This window comes from Rhizobium sp. USDA 4016, from assembly GCF_056279705.1.
This window is the reverse complement of the sequence record NZ_JBWCCY010000004.1, coordinates 371142-384597: the sequence shown is the minus strand read 5'-3', so window position 1 is coordinate 384597 and position 13456 is coordinate 371142. Positions and strand designations below refer to the sequence as shown.

General features: G+C 59.4%; 12 protein-coding genes. 9 read left to right on the top strand and 3 right to left on the bottom strand.

What is annotated here, in order from left to right:
* Window positions 1-99 precede the first annotated feature (99 nt).
* The 5 genes from ACZ9DP_RS17080 to ACZ9DP_RS17060 all read left to right on the top strand — a co-directional run bounded on the left by ACZ9DP_RS17080 (window position 100) and on the right by ACZ9DP_RS17060 (window position 6471).
* The gene (locus ACZ9DP_RS17080) at window positions 100-606 is read left to right on the top strand and encodes an N-acetyltransferase family protein (RefSeq protein ID WP_476202993.1); all 507 of its coding nucleotides are present in this window, start codon (window positions 100-102) and stop codon (window positions 604-606) included.
* A 294-nt stretch (window positions 607-900) separates the two neighbouring features.
* The gene (locus tag ACZ9DP_RS17075; protein WP_074070420.1) at window positions 901-2763 is read left to right on the top strand and encodes a potassium/proton antiporter; all 1863 of its coding nucleotides are present in this window, start codon (window positions 901-903) and stop codon (window positions 2761-2763) included.
* Window positions 2764-2834: 71 nt separating this feature from the next.
* On the top strand, window positions 2835-4034 hold the full coding sequence (locus ACZ9DP_RS17070) for a phosphoglycerate kinase (RefSeq protein WP_074069619.1): 1200 nt from the start codon (window positions 2835-2837) through the stop codon (window positions 4032-4034).
* 223 nt (window positions 4035-4257) lie between these two features.
* Window positions 4258-5283 carry a class I fructose-bisphosphate aldolase gene (locus tag ACZ9DP_RS17065; RefSeq protein WP_476202991.1) on the top strand — a complete coding sequence of 342 codons (1026 nt, stop codon included), beginning with the start codon at window positions 4258-4260 and terminating at the stop codon, window positions 5281-5283.
* A gap of 270 nt (window positions 5284-5553) precedes the next feature.
* Window positions 5554-6471, top strand: a complete 918-nt coding sequence (locus ACZ9DP_RS17060; protein ID WP_476202990.1) for a PhzF family phenazine biosynthesis protein — start codon at window positions 5554-5556, stop codon at window positions 6469-6471.
* Here ACZ9DP_RS17060 and ACZ9DP_RS17055 read toward each other — a convergent pair.
* On the bottom strand, window positions 6468-6632 hold the full coding sequence (locus ACZ9DP_RS17055; protein WP_022715794.1) for a hypothetical protein: 165 nt from the start codon (window positions 6630-6632) through the stop codon (window positions 6468-6470). The genes ACZ9DP_RS17060 and ACZ9DP_RS17055 overlap by 4 nt on opposite strands.
* Before the next feature lie 171 nt (window positions 6633-6803).
* On the opposite strand from ACZ9DP_RS17055, the gene ACZ9DP_RS17050 reads away from it, so the two are divergent.
* The 3 genes from ACZ9DP_RS17050 (at window position 6804) to rcdA (ending at window position 9176) form a co-directional block, all read left to right on the top strand.
* Window positions 6804-8084 (top strand): MFS transporter, encoded by a 1281-nt coding sequence (locus ACZ9DP_RS17050; protein ID WP_074069622.1) that lies wholly within the window; start codon window positions 6804-6806, stop codon window positions 8082-8084.
* Between the two features lie 21 nt (window positions 8085-8105).
* Window positions 8106-8294, top strand: coding sequence for a DUF1192 domain-containing protein (locus tag ACZ9DP_RS17045; RefSeq protein ID WP_022715796.1), 189 nt, complete (start codon window positions 8106-8108; stop codon window positions 8292-8294).
* Between the two features lie 366 nt (window positions 8295-8660).
* On the top strand, window positions 8661-9176 hold the full coding sequence (gene rcdA, locus ACZ9DP_RS17040) for a protease adaptor protein RcdA (RefSeq protein WP_022715797.1): 516 nt from the start codon (window positions 8661-8663) through the stop codon (window positions 9174-9176).
* 628 nt (window positions 9177-9804) lie between these two features.
* Here rcdA and rpmE read toward each other — a convergent pair.
* Window positions 9805-10026, bottom strand: coding sequence for a 50S ribosomal protein L31 (gene rpmE / locus ACZ9DP_RS17035; RefSeq protein WP_027508080.1), 222 nt, complete (start codon window positions 10024-10026; stop codon window positions 9805-9807).
* Between the two features lie 192 nt (window positions 10027-10218).
* Between rpmE and ACZ9DP_RS17030 the strand changes: the two genes are divergently transcribed.
* Window positions 10219-12021, top strand: coding sequence for an ABC transporter transmembrane domain-containing protein (locus ACZ9DP_RS17030; RefSeq protein WP_476202989.1), 1803 nt, complete (start codon window positions 10219-10221; stop codon window positions 12019-12021).
* A 3-nt stretch (window positions 12022-12024) separates the two neighbouring features.
* Here the strand turns inward: ACZ9DP_RS17030 and ACZ9DP_RS17025 are convergent, their stop codons facing one another.
* Window positions 12025-13242 carry an adenylate/guanylate cyclase domain-containing protein gene (locus tag ACZ9DP_RS17025; protein ID WP_074070422.1) on the bottom strand — a complete coding sequence of 406 codons (1218 nt, stop codon included), beginning with the start codon at window positions 13240-13242 and terminating at the stop codon, window positions 12025-12027.
* Between the last annotated feature and the right edge of the window lie 214 nt (window positions 13243-13456).

Here is a 13456-nt window from a genome sequence, read left to right as displayed (position 1 = left end):
GCCTGCGAAAGCGGGCCGCTTTTGTTTTGAGCACTGCCCGGGCTATCAAGTCCCTTGCGGCAAAAACGGCATGCATCTGCCCATGCCGGCAGAACGAGGATGAAGATCGTGGAATATCGCGATATTCGAAAGGCAAGCGCAGACGACGCAGAGGAGCTCTGTGTGCTCCTCAACGAGATAATCGAAGTTGGCGGCACCACTGCTCTGGAGGAGCCACTCTCAGTAAAGGAGCTGACCGACTGGTTCATCACCGGCAAGTCCGCACTGACATGCCACGTCGCACGGGCCGGGCCTGGCATTGCGGGATTTCAGTTCCTGAGCCTTTACGAAAACCTACCGAAAGGGTGGGCCGACATCGGAACCTTTGCTCGCCTGAGCCCGAAGATACCCGGCGTCGGTACCAAGCTCTTCGCCGCGACCTTGTCCGCCGCCGAAGAGCGCGGCGTCGCGTTCATCAATGCAACCATCCGCGCCGATAACACTGGCGGACTCGCTTACTATGAGAAGATGGGCTTCCGGACATATAGGACGATTGAAAAGGTGCCGCTCCGGGATGGCACGCTCGTGGATAGAATCCAGAAGTGCTTCGCGGTGAAGAAAATTTGAGCGGCGTCTAAGGACCTTTCGAAAAGCAAAAAATTGCAGTCCTCTTCTCCTTGCCCTGCTCTTGCCTGATTTACCTATAAGTTCTTCATAGAGAATCTCTCCCGTAGCATCCCCACCGGCCAGCCGTCCGGCGCGCCGTTCAGCAGCATGAAGCCGCAGGCAAGCGAGGTTAAGCCACAAGGCCTACCCTTCCGACCTGTTTTGCCGTTTACTGATGCAGGCGGAATGAAGCGTGGAGGGCGGAAATAGCGGCATGCCGGGGCGGATTGCGGCGGGCAATGAAAGGGGTTGGACGTGGAAGCATTCTACATCGTCGTACTGGTATCGACGGCGCTTGTGCTTCTTGCGGCCTTCTCAAGCCTGCTCGCCTTCCGCTTTGGCGCTCCCCTGCTTTTGCTTTTCCTGGCAATCGGCCTGATTGCCGGTGTAGACGGGCTCGGCATCGAGTTCAGCAACAATTACCTCGCCTATATCCTCGGCTCGATCGCACTTGCCATCATTCTCTTCGATTCCGGCTTCGGCACGCCGATTCAAGCCTTCAAGCTCGCGGCTATACCTTCGCTGACGCTTGCCTCCGTTGGCGTGCTGATGACCGCCGGCCTCTTTGCCGTTGTCGCCATGTGGCTGCTGAACTTCACCTGGCTCGAAGGCCTGCTGCTCGGCTCGATCGTCGCCTCCACGGATGCGGCCGCCGTCTTCTTCCTGCTGCGCATCGGTGGCATCAACATCCGCGACAAGGTGCGCTCGACGCTCGAAGTGGAATCCGGCACGAATGATCCGATGGCGATCTTCCTCACCATCGCCCTCGTCGAACTGCTTGCCAGCGGCGAAGGCTATGCTGGCATCAATATCGGCATGCTCGCGGTGTTCATTCAGGAAATGGGCCTTGGCGTCATCCTCGGGCTGCTCGGCGGCATGATGATCGCGCAGGTCGTCGGCCGTCTGGACACTGACCGCGGCCTCACGCCGATCTTCGTGCTCGGCCTTGCCATGCTGGTATTTTCCTTCGCAGGCGCCGTCGGCGGCAGCGGTTTCCTGGCCGTCTATGTCGCCGGCATCTATGCCGGAAACCGCAAGCTTCCGGCGCTGGGATCGATCAAACGTTTTCAAGACGGCATGACCTGGCTCGCGCAGATCATCATGTTCCTCGTGCTCGGCCTGCTCGCGACGCCCTCGCAGTTTCCGGCGATCATCCTCCCAGCGGTTGCACTGGCGCTGTTCCTGATCTTCGTTGCCCGTCCGCTCGCCATCTGGCTTTCGCTCCTGCCTTTCGACTATACGCAGCAGGAGATCGGCTTCGTCGCCTGGGTCGGGCTTCGCGGCGCAGTTTCGATCCTGCTCGCGATCATGCCGATCCTCGGCGGGCTGCCGAACGGGCAGATCTATTTCAACACCGCCTTCATCATCGTGCTGGTCTCGCTGCTGATTCAGGGCTGGACGATCAAGCCGGTGGCCAAGAAGCTCGGCCTCATCATTCCCCCGCGCATGGGTGCCGTCGACAAGGTCGAGGTCGACCTGCCGGGTGCGGCAAACCACGAGCTACTTTCCTATCGCGTCATCAAGGACAGCCCGATCCTTCGCGGCGAGCGCATCCCGCGCTGGGCAACGCCTTCGCTCGTCATTCGCGACGGCAAGTCGATGCGTTATCAATATGCCGGGCGGCTGCGCGAGAACGATCTCGTCTATCTGTTCATCGTGCCGAGCCACTCGCGTCTGCTTGACCGGCTTTTCGCCAGTCGCGCGCCGGTGGATGCGGACGATGCCGAGTTCTTTGGTGCCTTCGCGCTCTCCCCTGCCCGCCCCGCAGCCGATCTCGATGCCGCCTACGGCCCGGGCCTGCTGAATGAATCCGAGAAGGGGCTGACGATCGCCGAACTGATGAAGCAGCGCCTTGGCGGCAAGGCGGACTATGCCGATCGCGTCCGTCTCGGCTCGATCATCCTGATCGTCCGCGACCTCGACGACCAGGCCCATATCACCTCGGTCGGCATGTCGCTCGAGGCTGTCGAGCCTGCCATCACGCTGCCGATCTTCATCAATCTGCATGACATCGTCCAGCGTATCCGCGACCGCCTCAAGGGTCGCAAAAACCCGGAAGCCGCAACGGCCAAGGGCGTGCCGGACCGTGACGAAAACGCGCGTGAAAACCACGGTTGAACGCCTTGCGTCTTGAGGCATCCTTGCTATGGTCGGCCACCTTCCAAGGCAAATAACGAACGGATAGTCCCATGCCAGCTTTCAAGACTCTCGACGACCTCAGCGGCATCGCCGGAAAGCGTGTTCTCGTCCGCGTCGACCTCAACGTGCCCGTGAAAGACGGCAAGGTGACCGACACGACGCGCATTGAACGCGTTGCGCCGACGATCCTCGAACTGTCGAAGAAGGGGGCCAAGGTTGTTCTGCTTGCGCATTTCGGCCGTCCGAAAGAAGGCCCCTCACCGGACCTCTCGCTCTCGCTGATCGCGCCGGACGTTTCAAAGGTGCTCGGCAAGCCGGTTGCCACGGCATCGGACTCGATCGGCGAAGCCGCTGCTTCGGCCGTCGCCGGAATGAAGGATGGCGATATCCTGCTTCTCGAAAACACACGCTTCCACAAAGGTGAGGAAAAGAACGACGCGGAGTTCACCAAGGCGCTCGCCGCCAATGGCGACATCTATGTGAACGACGCTTTCTCCGCCGCGCATCGCGCCCATGCGTCCACCGAGGGCCTTGCCCACCTCATTCCTGCCTATGCCGGCCGCACCATGCAGCAGGAGCTCGAAGCGCTCGAAAAAGGCCTCGGCAGTCCGGCCCGCCCGGTCGTTGCCATCGTCGGCGGCGCCAAGGTTTCCACCAAGATCGATCTGCTCATGAACCTCGTGAAGAAGGTCGATGCCCTGGTGATCGGCGGCGGCATGGCCAATACCTTCCTCGCCGCCCGCGGCACCAATGTCGGCAAGTCGCTCTGCGAGCATGACCTTGGCGAAACCGCAAAGCAGATCATGATCGAAGCCGCGACAGCCGGCTGCGCGATCATTCTGCCGGAAGACGGCGTTGTCGCACGCGAGTTCAAGGCAGGTGCCGCCAACCAGACCGTCGACATCAACGCCATTCCCGAAGATGCTATGGTCCTCGACGTCGGTCCGAAGTCGGTCGAGGTGGTCAAGGCCTGGATCGAGCGCGCCCAGACGCTGGTCTGGAACGGGCCGCTCGGCGCCTTCGAAATCGAGCCTTTCGATAAGGCGACGGTCGCAGCGGCCAAATACGCTGCCGAACGCACCAAGGCTGGCAAGCTCACCTCCGTCGCAGGCGGCGGCGATACCGTTTCGGCACTGAACCATGCCGGTGCTGCTGATGACTTCAGCTATGTTTCGACCGCAGGCGGCGCCTTCCTCGAATGGATGGAAGGCAAGGTCCTACCGGGCGTTGCCGTTCTTTCCGGCAAGTAACCGCCCGGCTGATTTGGCAATCTTTACATGTGGATAGACCGCGGAAGCGTTTAGGCTTCGGCGGTCTTTTGCTCAGGCCGCGAAAAAAATCTCAAAGTTTCAAACGATTGAAATGATTTCAATCGTTTCAATGACTTAGCGCTCCATTCTCCTACCTATAAACTTCTGTTATCGCCGACCTATATGCATGGTTGCCGATTTTCTTGTCGTGGAGAGAGTAAAAATGAGCGAACGCGTGGAAGACATTGCAGCAAAGATGGTAGCGGGTGGCCGGGGGCTGCTTGCCGCCGATGAATCGACCGGTACGATTGGAAAGCGGTTCGATACGATCGGCCTGGAATCCACTGAAACGAGCCGCCGCGATTATCGCGAAATGCTCTTCCGCTCCGAAGAGGCTATGAAGAAGTATATCTCGGGCGTGATCCTCTATGAAGAGACGCTTTTTCAGAAGGCGGCCGACGGCACGCCCTTCGTCGACATCATCAAGGCTGCAGACAGCATTCCCGGCATCAAGGTCGATACCGGCGCCAAGCCGATGGCGAAGTATCCGGGCGAAACGATCACCGAAGGCCTCGACGGCCTCGCCGACCGCCTTGCCAAATATTATGAAGCCGGAGCCCGCTTCGCCAAGTGGCGCGGCGTGATCGCCATCTCCTCCTCGCTGCCGACCTGGGGTTCGATGAAAGCGAACGCTCATGCGCTCGCCCGCTACGCCGTGCTCTGCCAGCAAGCCGGTATCGTGCCGATCGTCGAGCCGGAATGCCTGATGGACGGCAAGCCGGGCGACCACAATATCGACCGCTGCGCCGAAGTCACCGAATGGACGCTGCGCACCGTCTTTGAAGAACTTGCCGATGCACGCGTCAGCCTGGAAGGCATGATCCTGAAGCCAAACATGGTCATTGACGGCAAGAACGCCCGCAAGGCATCCGTCGCGGAAGTCGCCGAACGCACTGTCCAGGTTTTGAAGCGCACTGTTCCGTCCGCCGTTCCCGGAATTGCCTTCCTTTCCGGCGGTCAATCCACCGAAGAGGCGACAGCTCACCTCTCGGCGATCAATTCCGGATTCGAATTGCCTTGGAAGGTCACCTTCTCCTATGGCCGCGCGCTGCAGGATACGGCCCTGAAGGCGTGGGGCGGAAAACAGGAAAACGTCGCCGCCGGCCAGCGCGCCTTCAGCCACCGCGCCGAAATGAACAGCCTTGCGGCCAAGGGCAGCTGGAAACAGGAACTCGAAAAGGCGGCGTAGCCGCCAATTAGCGCCTTTGCGACGCGGCCCCGTGAGCTTGTCACGGGGTCCAGCCGCGCCGTGTCGATGGCGCGATGACTCGAAATGAATGAAGAGAACCATTCAAGGCGCGGACGCTGCGTGGTTGCATTCCTGTGACAAGCACAGGAATGCAGGAGGGCGGCGCAAGCTCGCCAAGCTCAATTCTTGCATTGTCACGGCGACAAGATTGCGCTTTCGCGATCGAAGGACATGACTCATTGTTGCGGCTTCCAAAATATCGGAGCCGCAATGACCGTCCTTTCTTATACGACCGTCGACGTTTTCACTTCTAACCGTTTTGAAGGCAATCCGCTCGCGGTCGTCACCGGCGCGGAGCAGCTCAGCCCCAAGACGATGCAGAAGATCGCAGCGGAATTCAAATATTCCGAAATCACCTTCGTCCTGCCGCCCAAGGATCCCGCCAACACGGCGAATGTCCGAATCTTCACGCCGACGATGGAGGTGCCTTTCGCAGGTCATCCGAATGTCGGTACAGCTTATGTTCTCGGCCAGCAGCAGGAGATCTTCGGCAGGCCGATCGGCGACACGCTGCGTTTCGAAGAAAAGGCCGGTCTGGTTGAAGTGGCGCTTCGGCGTATTGAAGGTCGGGTAACTGCTGCAACGATCCGTGCACCTCGGCCTCTGGATATCGGGGCTGCCGTCTGCGAAGAAACCATTGCGCGCTGCATCGGCATCGACCGCAGCGCAATCGTCAAATCGACCCACCAGCCGGTTTTCGTCTCCGTCGGCCTTACCTTTGCGGTTGCCGAACTCGACGGTCTGGCATCGCTTGGCGCCGCCCGACCGAATCTCACGCATTTCCAAGAGGCTGCCGGCCCGAACGCTGAAAGCAATCACGATTTCTCGCTCTTCGTCTATGTCCGTTCGCCGGACGAGCCTTGGACGATCCGCGCCCGCATGTTCGCGCCACTAGACAACGTTCCCGAGGATCCGGCGACAGGCAGCGCTTCGGCGGCACTCTCCGCCCATCTCGTCTCACTCGCACCGGAGCAAACCGTGACCCGGCGTGTGACGATCGAGCAAGGTGTCGAGATGGGCCGGCGCAGCATCATCGAAGTCGATGTCGTCAAGAAGGATGGCGTCGTGACGGACGTCGCGATTTCCGGCAGTTGCGTGCCGGTCATGCGCGGTGAGATCATCGTCTAGGCGATCAGGTCGCGGCCAAGAAGCGCGACCGCCCAAACGGCAAACGCAATCAGCGCAATCTTCCAGAAGTCCATCCGTTGCCGCAAACCGGGCAACCCCAGCGGCTTGATGATCTGTATAACCATGGCAAGGACGAGCAACAGCGCCAGAAGCTTTGTCATGGCATTATTTTTCCAATATTTCAGAATGTCACAGGACGGACATTATTCCGCGCGAACACAGCACTTCTTCATGCCGTAACGGCATTCCGAACCATAATCAACACCATTGGGACAGGGCGGGCAGCGTCTTGTCTTATGACTTATTAAATCGAACTTGCCGAGAATTTGGAAATGAGAAGAAATCTGCTGTCCGTCGCCGCGCTGCTTTTCGGAACGCTTTTCCTCTTCATGGGCAATGGCCTGCAGGGCATCCTGCTACCCGTCCGCGGCAACCTCGAAGGTTATGCCACGACCACGCTCGGCCTGCTCGGCACGTCCTGGGCGGCGGGCTTTGTCGTCGGCTGCCTCGTCGCCCCCAAACTGGTGCGGCGCGTCGGACATGTGCGCGCCTTCTCCGGCTTCATCTCGATCATCGCCATCATCGCCCTTGTGAGCGGCATAATCATCGATCCGATCTGGTGGATCGCGCTGCGCGCCGTCACCGGCTTTTCGACCGCCGGCACCTCGATGATCATCGAAAGCTGGCTGAACGAGCGCGCCACGAACGAAAGCCGCGGTGCAATCTTCTCGCTCTATATCGGCATCACCCTTCTCGGCGTCGTCGGCGGCCAGATGATGATCCCGCTCGAAGACGTGCGAACGCCGTTGCTCTTCATGGTCTGCGGCATCTTCTACTGCATCGCCATGCTGCCCACGACGCTCTCGACCGCAGCCTCGCCGCAGCCGCTGAAGGCCGTGAAGCTCGACCTGCCTGCGCTCTACCGCAACTCGCCTGTCTCCTGCCTCGGCATCCTGATGGTCGGCATCGCCAACGGTGCCTACGGCACGCTCGGCGCGGTTTTCGGGGCAGGTGCGGGACTTTCCGATGCCAGCATCGCAATTATGATGAGCGCCACCATTTTCGCCGGTGCGCTGATGCAGCTTCCAGCCGGCCGCCTTTCCGATCGCGTCGACCGCCGGTATGTTCTGGCAGTCATGTCTGCGATTGCCGCGGTCGCGGGCCTTCTGATCGTGGTGTTGCATCCCTCTTCGCCCGCGCTTCTGATCGGCCTTGTCATCCTCTACGGCGCAGTTGCCAACACGCTCTATCCGATCGCCGTAGCGCATGCGAACGACTTCGCCTCCGCCGAGGATTTCGTGAAGGTTTCCGGCGGGCTCTTGCTGCTCTATGGTATCGGGACGGTGATCGGACCAACGATCGGCGGCCCTGTGATGGCGATGACAAGCCCGCACGCACTCTTCCTCGTCACGGCGCTGTCGCATGTCTTCATCACCGCTTACGCAATCATCCGCAGCCGCATTCGCGCCGCAGTGCCGGCAAGCGAACGCGACACTTACACGACGATGCCGACCGGCACCTCGCAGATGCTGACGCCCGAAAGCATGTCGCTTGTCGAGCCCATGTCGAACAAGCCTCCCGAAAGCGACGATCCTGCTGTAAAATACGGCTGAGAACCGGACGGAGGATTGCTCATGAGCTTCATTGACGATGACCTGCCTAAGAAGGCGGCTTACGAAATCGGATCCGATCTCTCCATGCTTTCCGTGGACGAGCTGAAGGAGCGTGTCGAACAGCTGAAGGCGGAGATTACCCGCATAGAGGCCGAAGTCACGAGGAAGGCTTCGGGCCGCGCCGCAGCCGAAAGCCTTTTTCGCTCCTAGCGTTCGATCAAAGGCGAATAACCGCTGCCGCAAGTCTTAATACGAAACAATGTTAATAGAATATTAAGCTTTATGAGATATTACTGTTCTTATCCAGATTTCGTCTGGATCTCAGACAGTTTTCCATGCGGCGAATTGGTCTGATTTTTCTCCCTGTTTTACCTTGAGAGCCGCTTTTGCGGCTCTTCTTTTTGCGCCGGCGCCGATTTCCCACGAAACTGTGGAAGTTAACCTTTTCTTAAGAAACGCCTTGCGCATTTGGGCTAAAGATACCATCCTAAAGACATAAAGACAGGCCTCTGAAACTTTTGTTTCAGGCTGGCGTTACCTGAACATATGTAGACGCGTGCAACAGGAACCATTTGAATGTCGGAACTCGGTTTGAACACCATCAGTTTTGCGGGCCGCGTTGCCGCATCCTCGCAGTTCAAGACACTGTACGCGGAAGGCATGTCGCTGGTCGAGGAAACTGCCGCCTATTTGGATGGCAATGGCCGCGCCGCATCCAAGGTTCTGCCCCGCATGGCTTCTGTTCTCTACGCTGCCGAATCGATGCGCCTCACGACCCGCCTGATGCAGATGGCGTCCTGGCTGCTCCTGCAGCGTGCCGTCAATAACGGCGAGATGTCGCGAGACCAGGTTCTCGCTGAAAAGAACAAGGTCCGCCTCGACGGGTTCAACGTGGACCGCAATGCTCCGGGCTGGGGCGATTTGCCGGAAGCCTTCCGCGATCTCGTCGAACGCTCGCTGCGCCTCCAGAACCGCGTTGCCCTTCTCGACCGTGAAATCTATCGCCCGAATGAAGCGCCGATCGTTCCGGACAATCAGAACAGCGTCCAGGCACAACTGAGCCTTCTGCAAACGGCTTTCGGCAACAACTGAGAGCTTGCAAAGGCTAAAGATGGAACCGGCTGCGTGATACGCGGCCGGTTTTTTGTTGCATACTGCTTGTCGCTACATCCAGGAGGAAGGCGATGTCCGCACATGCCGTGGTGCGCGCGAGAATATAGATACAGAAACAATAGAGAAGGCGACTGCCGACCTCGAAGCGATGGGGTTTCCGTTTCCGACGCAATCGGTCTTCTGGTGATGCGGTGCCAACGAGCATCGCCTGCCATTTGAAGTGTGCCGAAGCGTTCCACGGAAAAAGCAATGAAGGAACCGGAAGATGGCCAAGGCAAGCGGTTCGAAAATGCCGACGCCCTCTTCGACGATCTTGGCCGCTGATCTGTGCTGACGCCTGTTCAATCCGGAAAGTTCAAACGGGACGTCCAGCGCATGGAAAAGTGTTGCAAGATATCCGCAAGCTAAAGGATGCTTGCTTTTCATGATCAATGAACAGCCACTACGTGCAGAGTACTCGGATTATCCGTCGCGCGGCGATTGGTTGCCGCTGTATCTCATCGAGGATCGTGAACTGCAGCTTGCATGCCCCGGCACTCATTCAGGTTCAAGCAATAAAAAAGCCCGGAAACCCGGGCTCTTTTCAAATTCCGTACCGCAGAAGCGATTAGAGGCCGAGGCCGCCGAAGCGCTTGTTGAACTTGGACACGCGGCCGCCGCGGTCCATGAGCTGCTGGTTGCCGCCGGTCCAGGCCGGATGGGACTTGGAATCGATTTCGAGGTTCATGACAGCGCCTTCCGAACCCCAGGTCGAGCGGGTTTCGTATTCGGTGCCATCGGTCATCACCACCTTGATGACGTGGTAGTCGGGATGGATATCAGCCTTCATAACAATCTTCCTGCGATGCCAGGGTCCAATTTGACGCAAGTCATTGCGGCAAGAGAACCGATTGAATAAATGAAGCCGCAGTCGCTAAGGCTACGGCTTCCCATTCGGATGCGGTGCCTATACATGAAGGCCGCCCGGATAACAAGGGCCTACAAACCGCTGATCAGCGGTATTGGGGCGATTGGAGATGATTTGGCAAACGCAGTGCAGACCGCGGAAAAGAAGTCGCGTTCCTTGAAGCCGCTCGGAAGGCTGGCACCCTATGTGAAGCGTTACCGCGGCATCGTCGCAGGCGCGCTGGTTTCGCTTGTCGTTGCCGCCGTGACATCGCTCACACTTCCGCTTGCCGTGCGCCGCATGATCGATCATGGCTTCACGCAAGCTGACGGCACCTTCATCAACAGCTACTTTGCCATGTTGTTGGTCATCTCCGTAATACTCGCGGCCGCAAGCGCTTTTCGCTACTATTTCGTCATCACGCTCGGCGAACGCATCGTCTCAGACCTGCGCCGGGATGTCTTTGCGCATGTCACACGGCTTTCTCCCTCCTTCTTCGATGTCAACCAGTCCGGCGAGATTGTGTCACGCCTGACGGCCGATACCACGCAGATCAAATCGGCTGTCGGTGCCACCGCCTCGGTGGCGCTTCGCAATCTGATCCTCTGTCTCGGTGCCATGGGCATGATGATCGTGACCTCGCCGAAGCTTTCAAGTCTTGTGCTCGGCGCAATCCCGCTGATCGTCTTCCCGCTCGTCGGCTTCGGGCGGTCCGTGCGCAAGCGCTCCCGTGCCGCGCAGGATACGCTCGCCCAAGCTTCCGCTTTTGCCAACGAGACGATTGCTGCCACGCGCACCGTCCAGGCCTTCAACGGCGAGGATGCGGCCGCAAGCCGCTACGGCGCTGCCGTCGAATCCGCCTATGAGGCAGCACGCTCCGCCGTCCGCTCGCGCGCGCTTTTGACAGGCATTGCGATCACCCTGATCTTCGGCAGCGTCGTTGCTGTCCTTTGGGTTGGCGCGCACAATGTGCTGACGGGAACGCTGTCCGCCGGCACGCTCGGGCAGTTCCTGCTCTATTCGGTCATCGCCGCCGGCTCTCTCGGCGCCTTGTCGGAAGTCTGGGGAGAACTCTCGCAAGCCGCAGGCGCCGCCGACCGGCTGACCGAGCTGCTGGACGAAGTCTCGACGATCGCAGCACCGGAAAAGCCCGAGACCCTGCCCGTTCCCGCCCTAGGACGCGTCGAATTCTCGAACGTGCACTTCGCCTATCCGTCACGCCCCGGAAAATCGGCGCTGCATGGCCTGAGCTTCAATGTGACGCCGGGCGAGACCGTCGCCATTGTCGGCCCATCAGGCGCCGGCAAGAGCACCGTCTTCTCTGTGCTGCTCCGCTTCTACGATCCGCAGCAGGGCAGCGTCGGGATCGATGGCATCGATGCGCGCGAAGTAACGCCCGGCGATCTGCGCGAACGCATGGCGATCGTGCCGCAGGACGTCACCATCTTTGCCGCTTCAATCCACGACAACATCGCCTTCAGCCGCCCCGGCGCGACGCGCGAGGACGTACGCGCCGCAGCGATTGCCGCCCAGGCCGATGAATTCATCGCGAGGCTGGACAAGGGCTACGACACCGAGGTCGGCGAGCGCGGTATTACCCTTTCCGGCGGCCAGCGCCAGCGCATCGCCATCGCCCGCGCGATCCTGAAGAACGCCCCGATCCTCCTGCTCGATGAAGCGACGTCAGCCCTTGACGCCGAGAGTGAAACGCTGGTGCAGAAGGCCCTCGACGGTCTCATGCACGGCCGCACGACGCTCGTCATCGCCCATCGCCTTGCGACCGTTTTGAAGGCCAACCGCATCCTCGTCATGGATCAGGGCCGCATCGTCGAGGAAGGCACGCATCAGAGCCTGATCCGCCACGGCGGCATCTATGCCAAGCTGGCGAAGCTGCAGTTCGATGCAGGTGCAGAAGAGTTCCTGACTACCGCCAAATAGACGCTACTCCTGAGGAAACGCGTAGACATCCACAGGCTCATCCAGGCCGCGCAGCGGGTGGGATCCGAGGCTTTCCAGGTCGCTTTCGCACCCTGCCATTTCGACGAAGGCTTTCGACAGCAGCACAGGACGCTTAATTTCCTTGGTCAGGCTCTCCAGCCGCGATGCAATGTTGACGGCCGGGCCGATGACGGTGAAATCGAGCCGCTTGCGCGAGCCGATATTGCCGTACATGACATCCCCCACATGCACGCCGACGCCATAGCGCAGCTCCACATGTCCCCTTTCCGCGTTGAAGAGATTGAGCTCGGTCATTGCCGCTTGCGCTTCCTTGATCGCCCGGAGAAGATTGATGCAGGCATCCGGATTGGTCAGCGGAAATATGGCGAGCAAGCCGTCGCCCATGAATTTCAGGATTTCGCCGCCGTGCTTTTCGATTGGCTCCGACATGGCATCAAAATAGGCGTTGAGCAGTTCGATGACATCGTCGCGCGGCCATAAGTCGGAGATCGTCGTGAAGTCGCGCAAGTCGCAGATGAGGATCGCTGCGCCGACCGTTGCGCCGCTGCCGCGGGTCGTGGCGCCTGCAAGAATCTGCTCGCTGGCATGCGGCCCGACATAGGTCTGCAGCAGCGTGCGGGCAAGAATGTTCTTGATCCGGATTTCGGTGACAAGCGTGAGCGCCGGTAAAAGATCCTTGAGGAAAATCAGATGGTCTTCCTTAAAGCCGCCTGGCGTGTCGCTTGAGAAGGTAATCACGTGCCGTTTTCCGAGCGTGTGCTCCATCGGCCAGGCCACATAGTCCGTCAGCCCCTCACCCTGCAACTCGCCATAGAGCGGATAGGAAGCAACTTCGCCTTCGAGACTCTGCCGCACTTCCCTACCGCCGCTGAAGATCTCGTTGATCGGGCTGTTCAGGAATTGCGACGTTGTCTCGACGCCGTAGCCGAAGGTGGTGATCTTTGCTTCCTGCAAGCCGGGACGCCAGAGGATGCGCGCGCCGAGCCATTGAGGATGCAGCGTCCGGAAATGCATCGTCGCGCGGGCGACGGGAATGCCCGAAGCTTGCAGCCGCTCGCACATCTCCACTAAGATATTGTCGATGAACCGCTGGTTGCGCGTTTCATTAATCAGCCAGTCGAGGATCTTGTGCCGGCGCACCGGCCAAAGACCGTCCTCCTCGTTCTCAACTGCCGGAAATGGATTGGATACCGGCTGCATGTCAAACTCCACGATCTCGTCCCGCCAAGCGTACACATTCGATTGCGTCTTTCGCATAGATGGTTATCGGAGGACGGATTGTAATATCAATAGTCGGATAGTTTACCTCAGCGACTAAAGTTGCAATTCCATGCGGCGGCTTTCGGTTGCTTTTATCCGCCTCCGCCCTACCCTCCTTTTGCCCGATTTGATGCAGTCGGGCGACATCATCGCT

Coding starts and splice junctions, on each gene's coding strand:
- ACZ9DP_RS17080 (WP_476202993.1), top strand. CDS start 100: ATGAAGATCGTGGAATATCGCGATATTCGAAAGGCAAGCGCAGACGAC.
- ACZ9DP_RS17070 (WP_074069619.1), top strand. CDS start 2,835: ATGCCAGCTTTCAAGACTCTCGACGACCTCAGCGGCATCGCCGGAAAG.
- ACZ9DP_RS17065 (WP_476202991.1), top strand. CDS start 4,258: ATGAGCGAACGCGTGGAAGACATTGCAGCAAAGATGGTAGCGGGTGGC.
- ACZ9DP_RS17060 (WP_476202990.1), top strand. CDS start 5,554: ATGACCGTCCTTTCTTATACGACCGTCGACGTTTTCACTTCTAACCGT.
- ACZ9DP_RS17055 (WP_022715794.1), bottom strand. CDS start 6,632: ATGACAAAGCTTCTGGCGCTGTTGCTCGTCCTTGCCATGGTTATACAG.
- ACZ9DP_RS17050 (WP_074069622.1), top strand. CDS start 6,804: ATGAGAAGAAATCTGCTGTCCGTCGCCGCGCTGCTTTTCGGAACGCTT.
- ACZ9DP_RS17045 (WP_022715796.1), top strand. CDS start 8,106: ATGAGCTTCATTGACGATGACCTGCCTAAGAAGGCGGCTTACGAAATC.
- rcdA (WP_022715797.1), top strand. CDS start 8,661: ATGTCGGAACTCGGTTTGAACACCATCAGTTTTGCGGGCCGCGTTGCC.
- rpmE (WP_027508080.1), bottom strand. CDS start 10,026: ATGAAGGCTGATATCCATCCCGACTACCACGTCATCAAGGTGGTGATG.
- ACZ9DP_RS17025 (WP_074070422.1), bottom strand. CDS start 13,242: ATGCAGCCGGTATCCAATCCATTTCCGGCAGTTGAGAACGAGGAGGAC.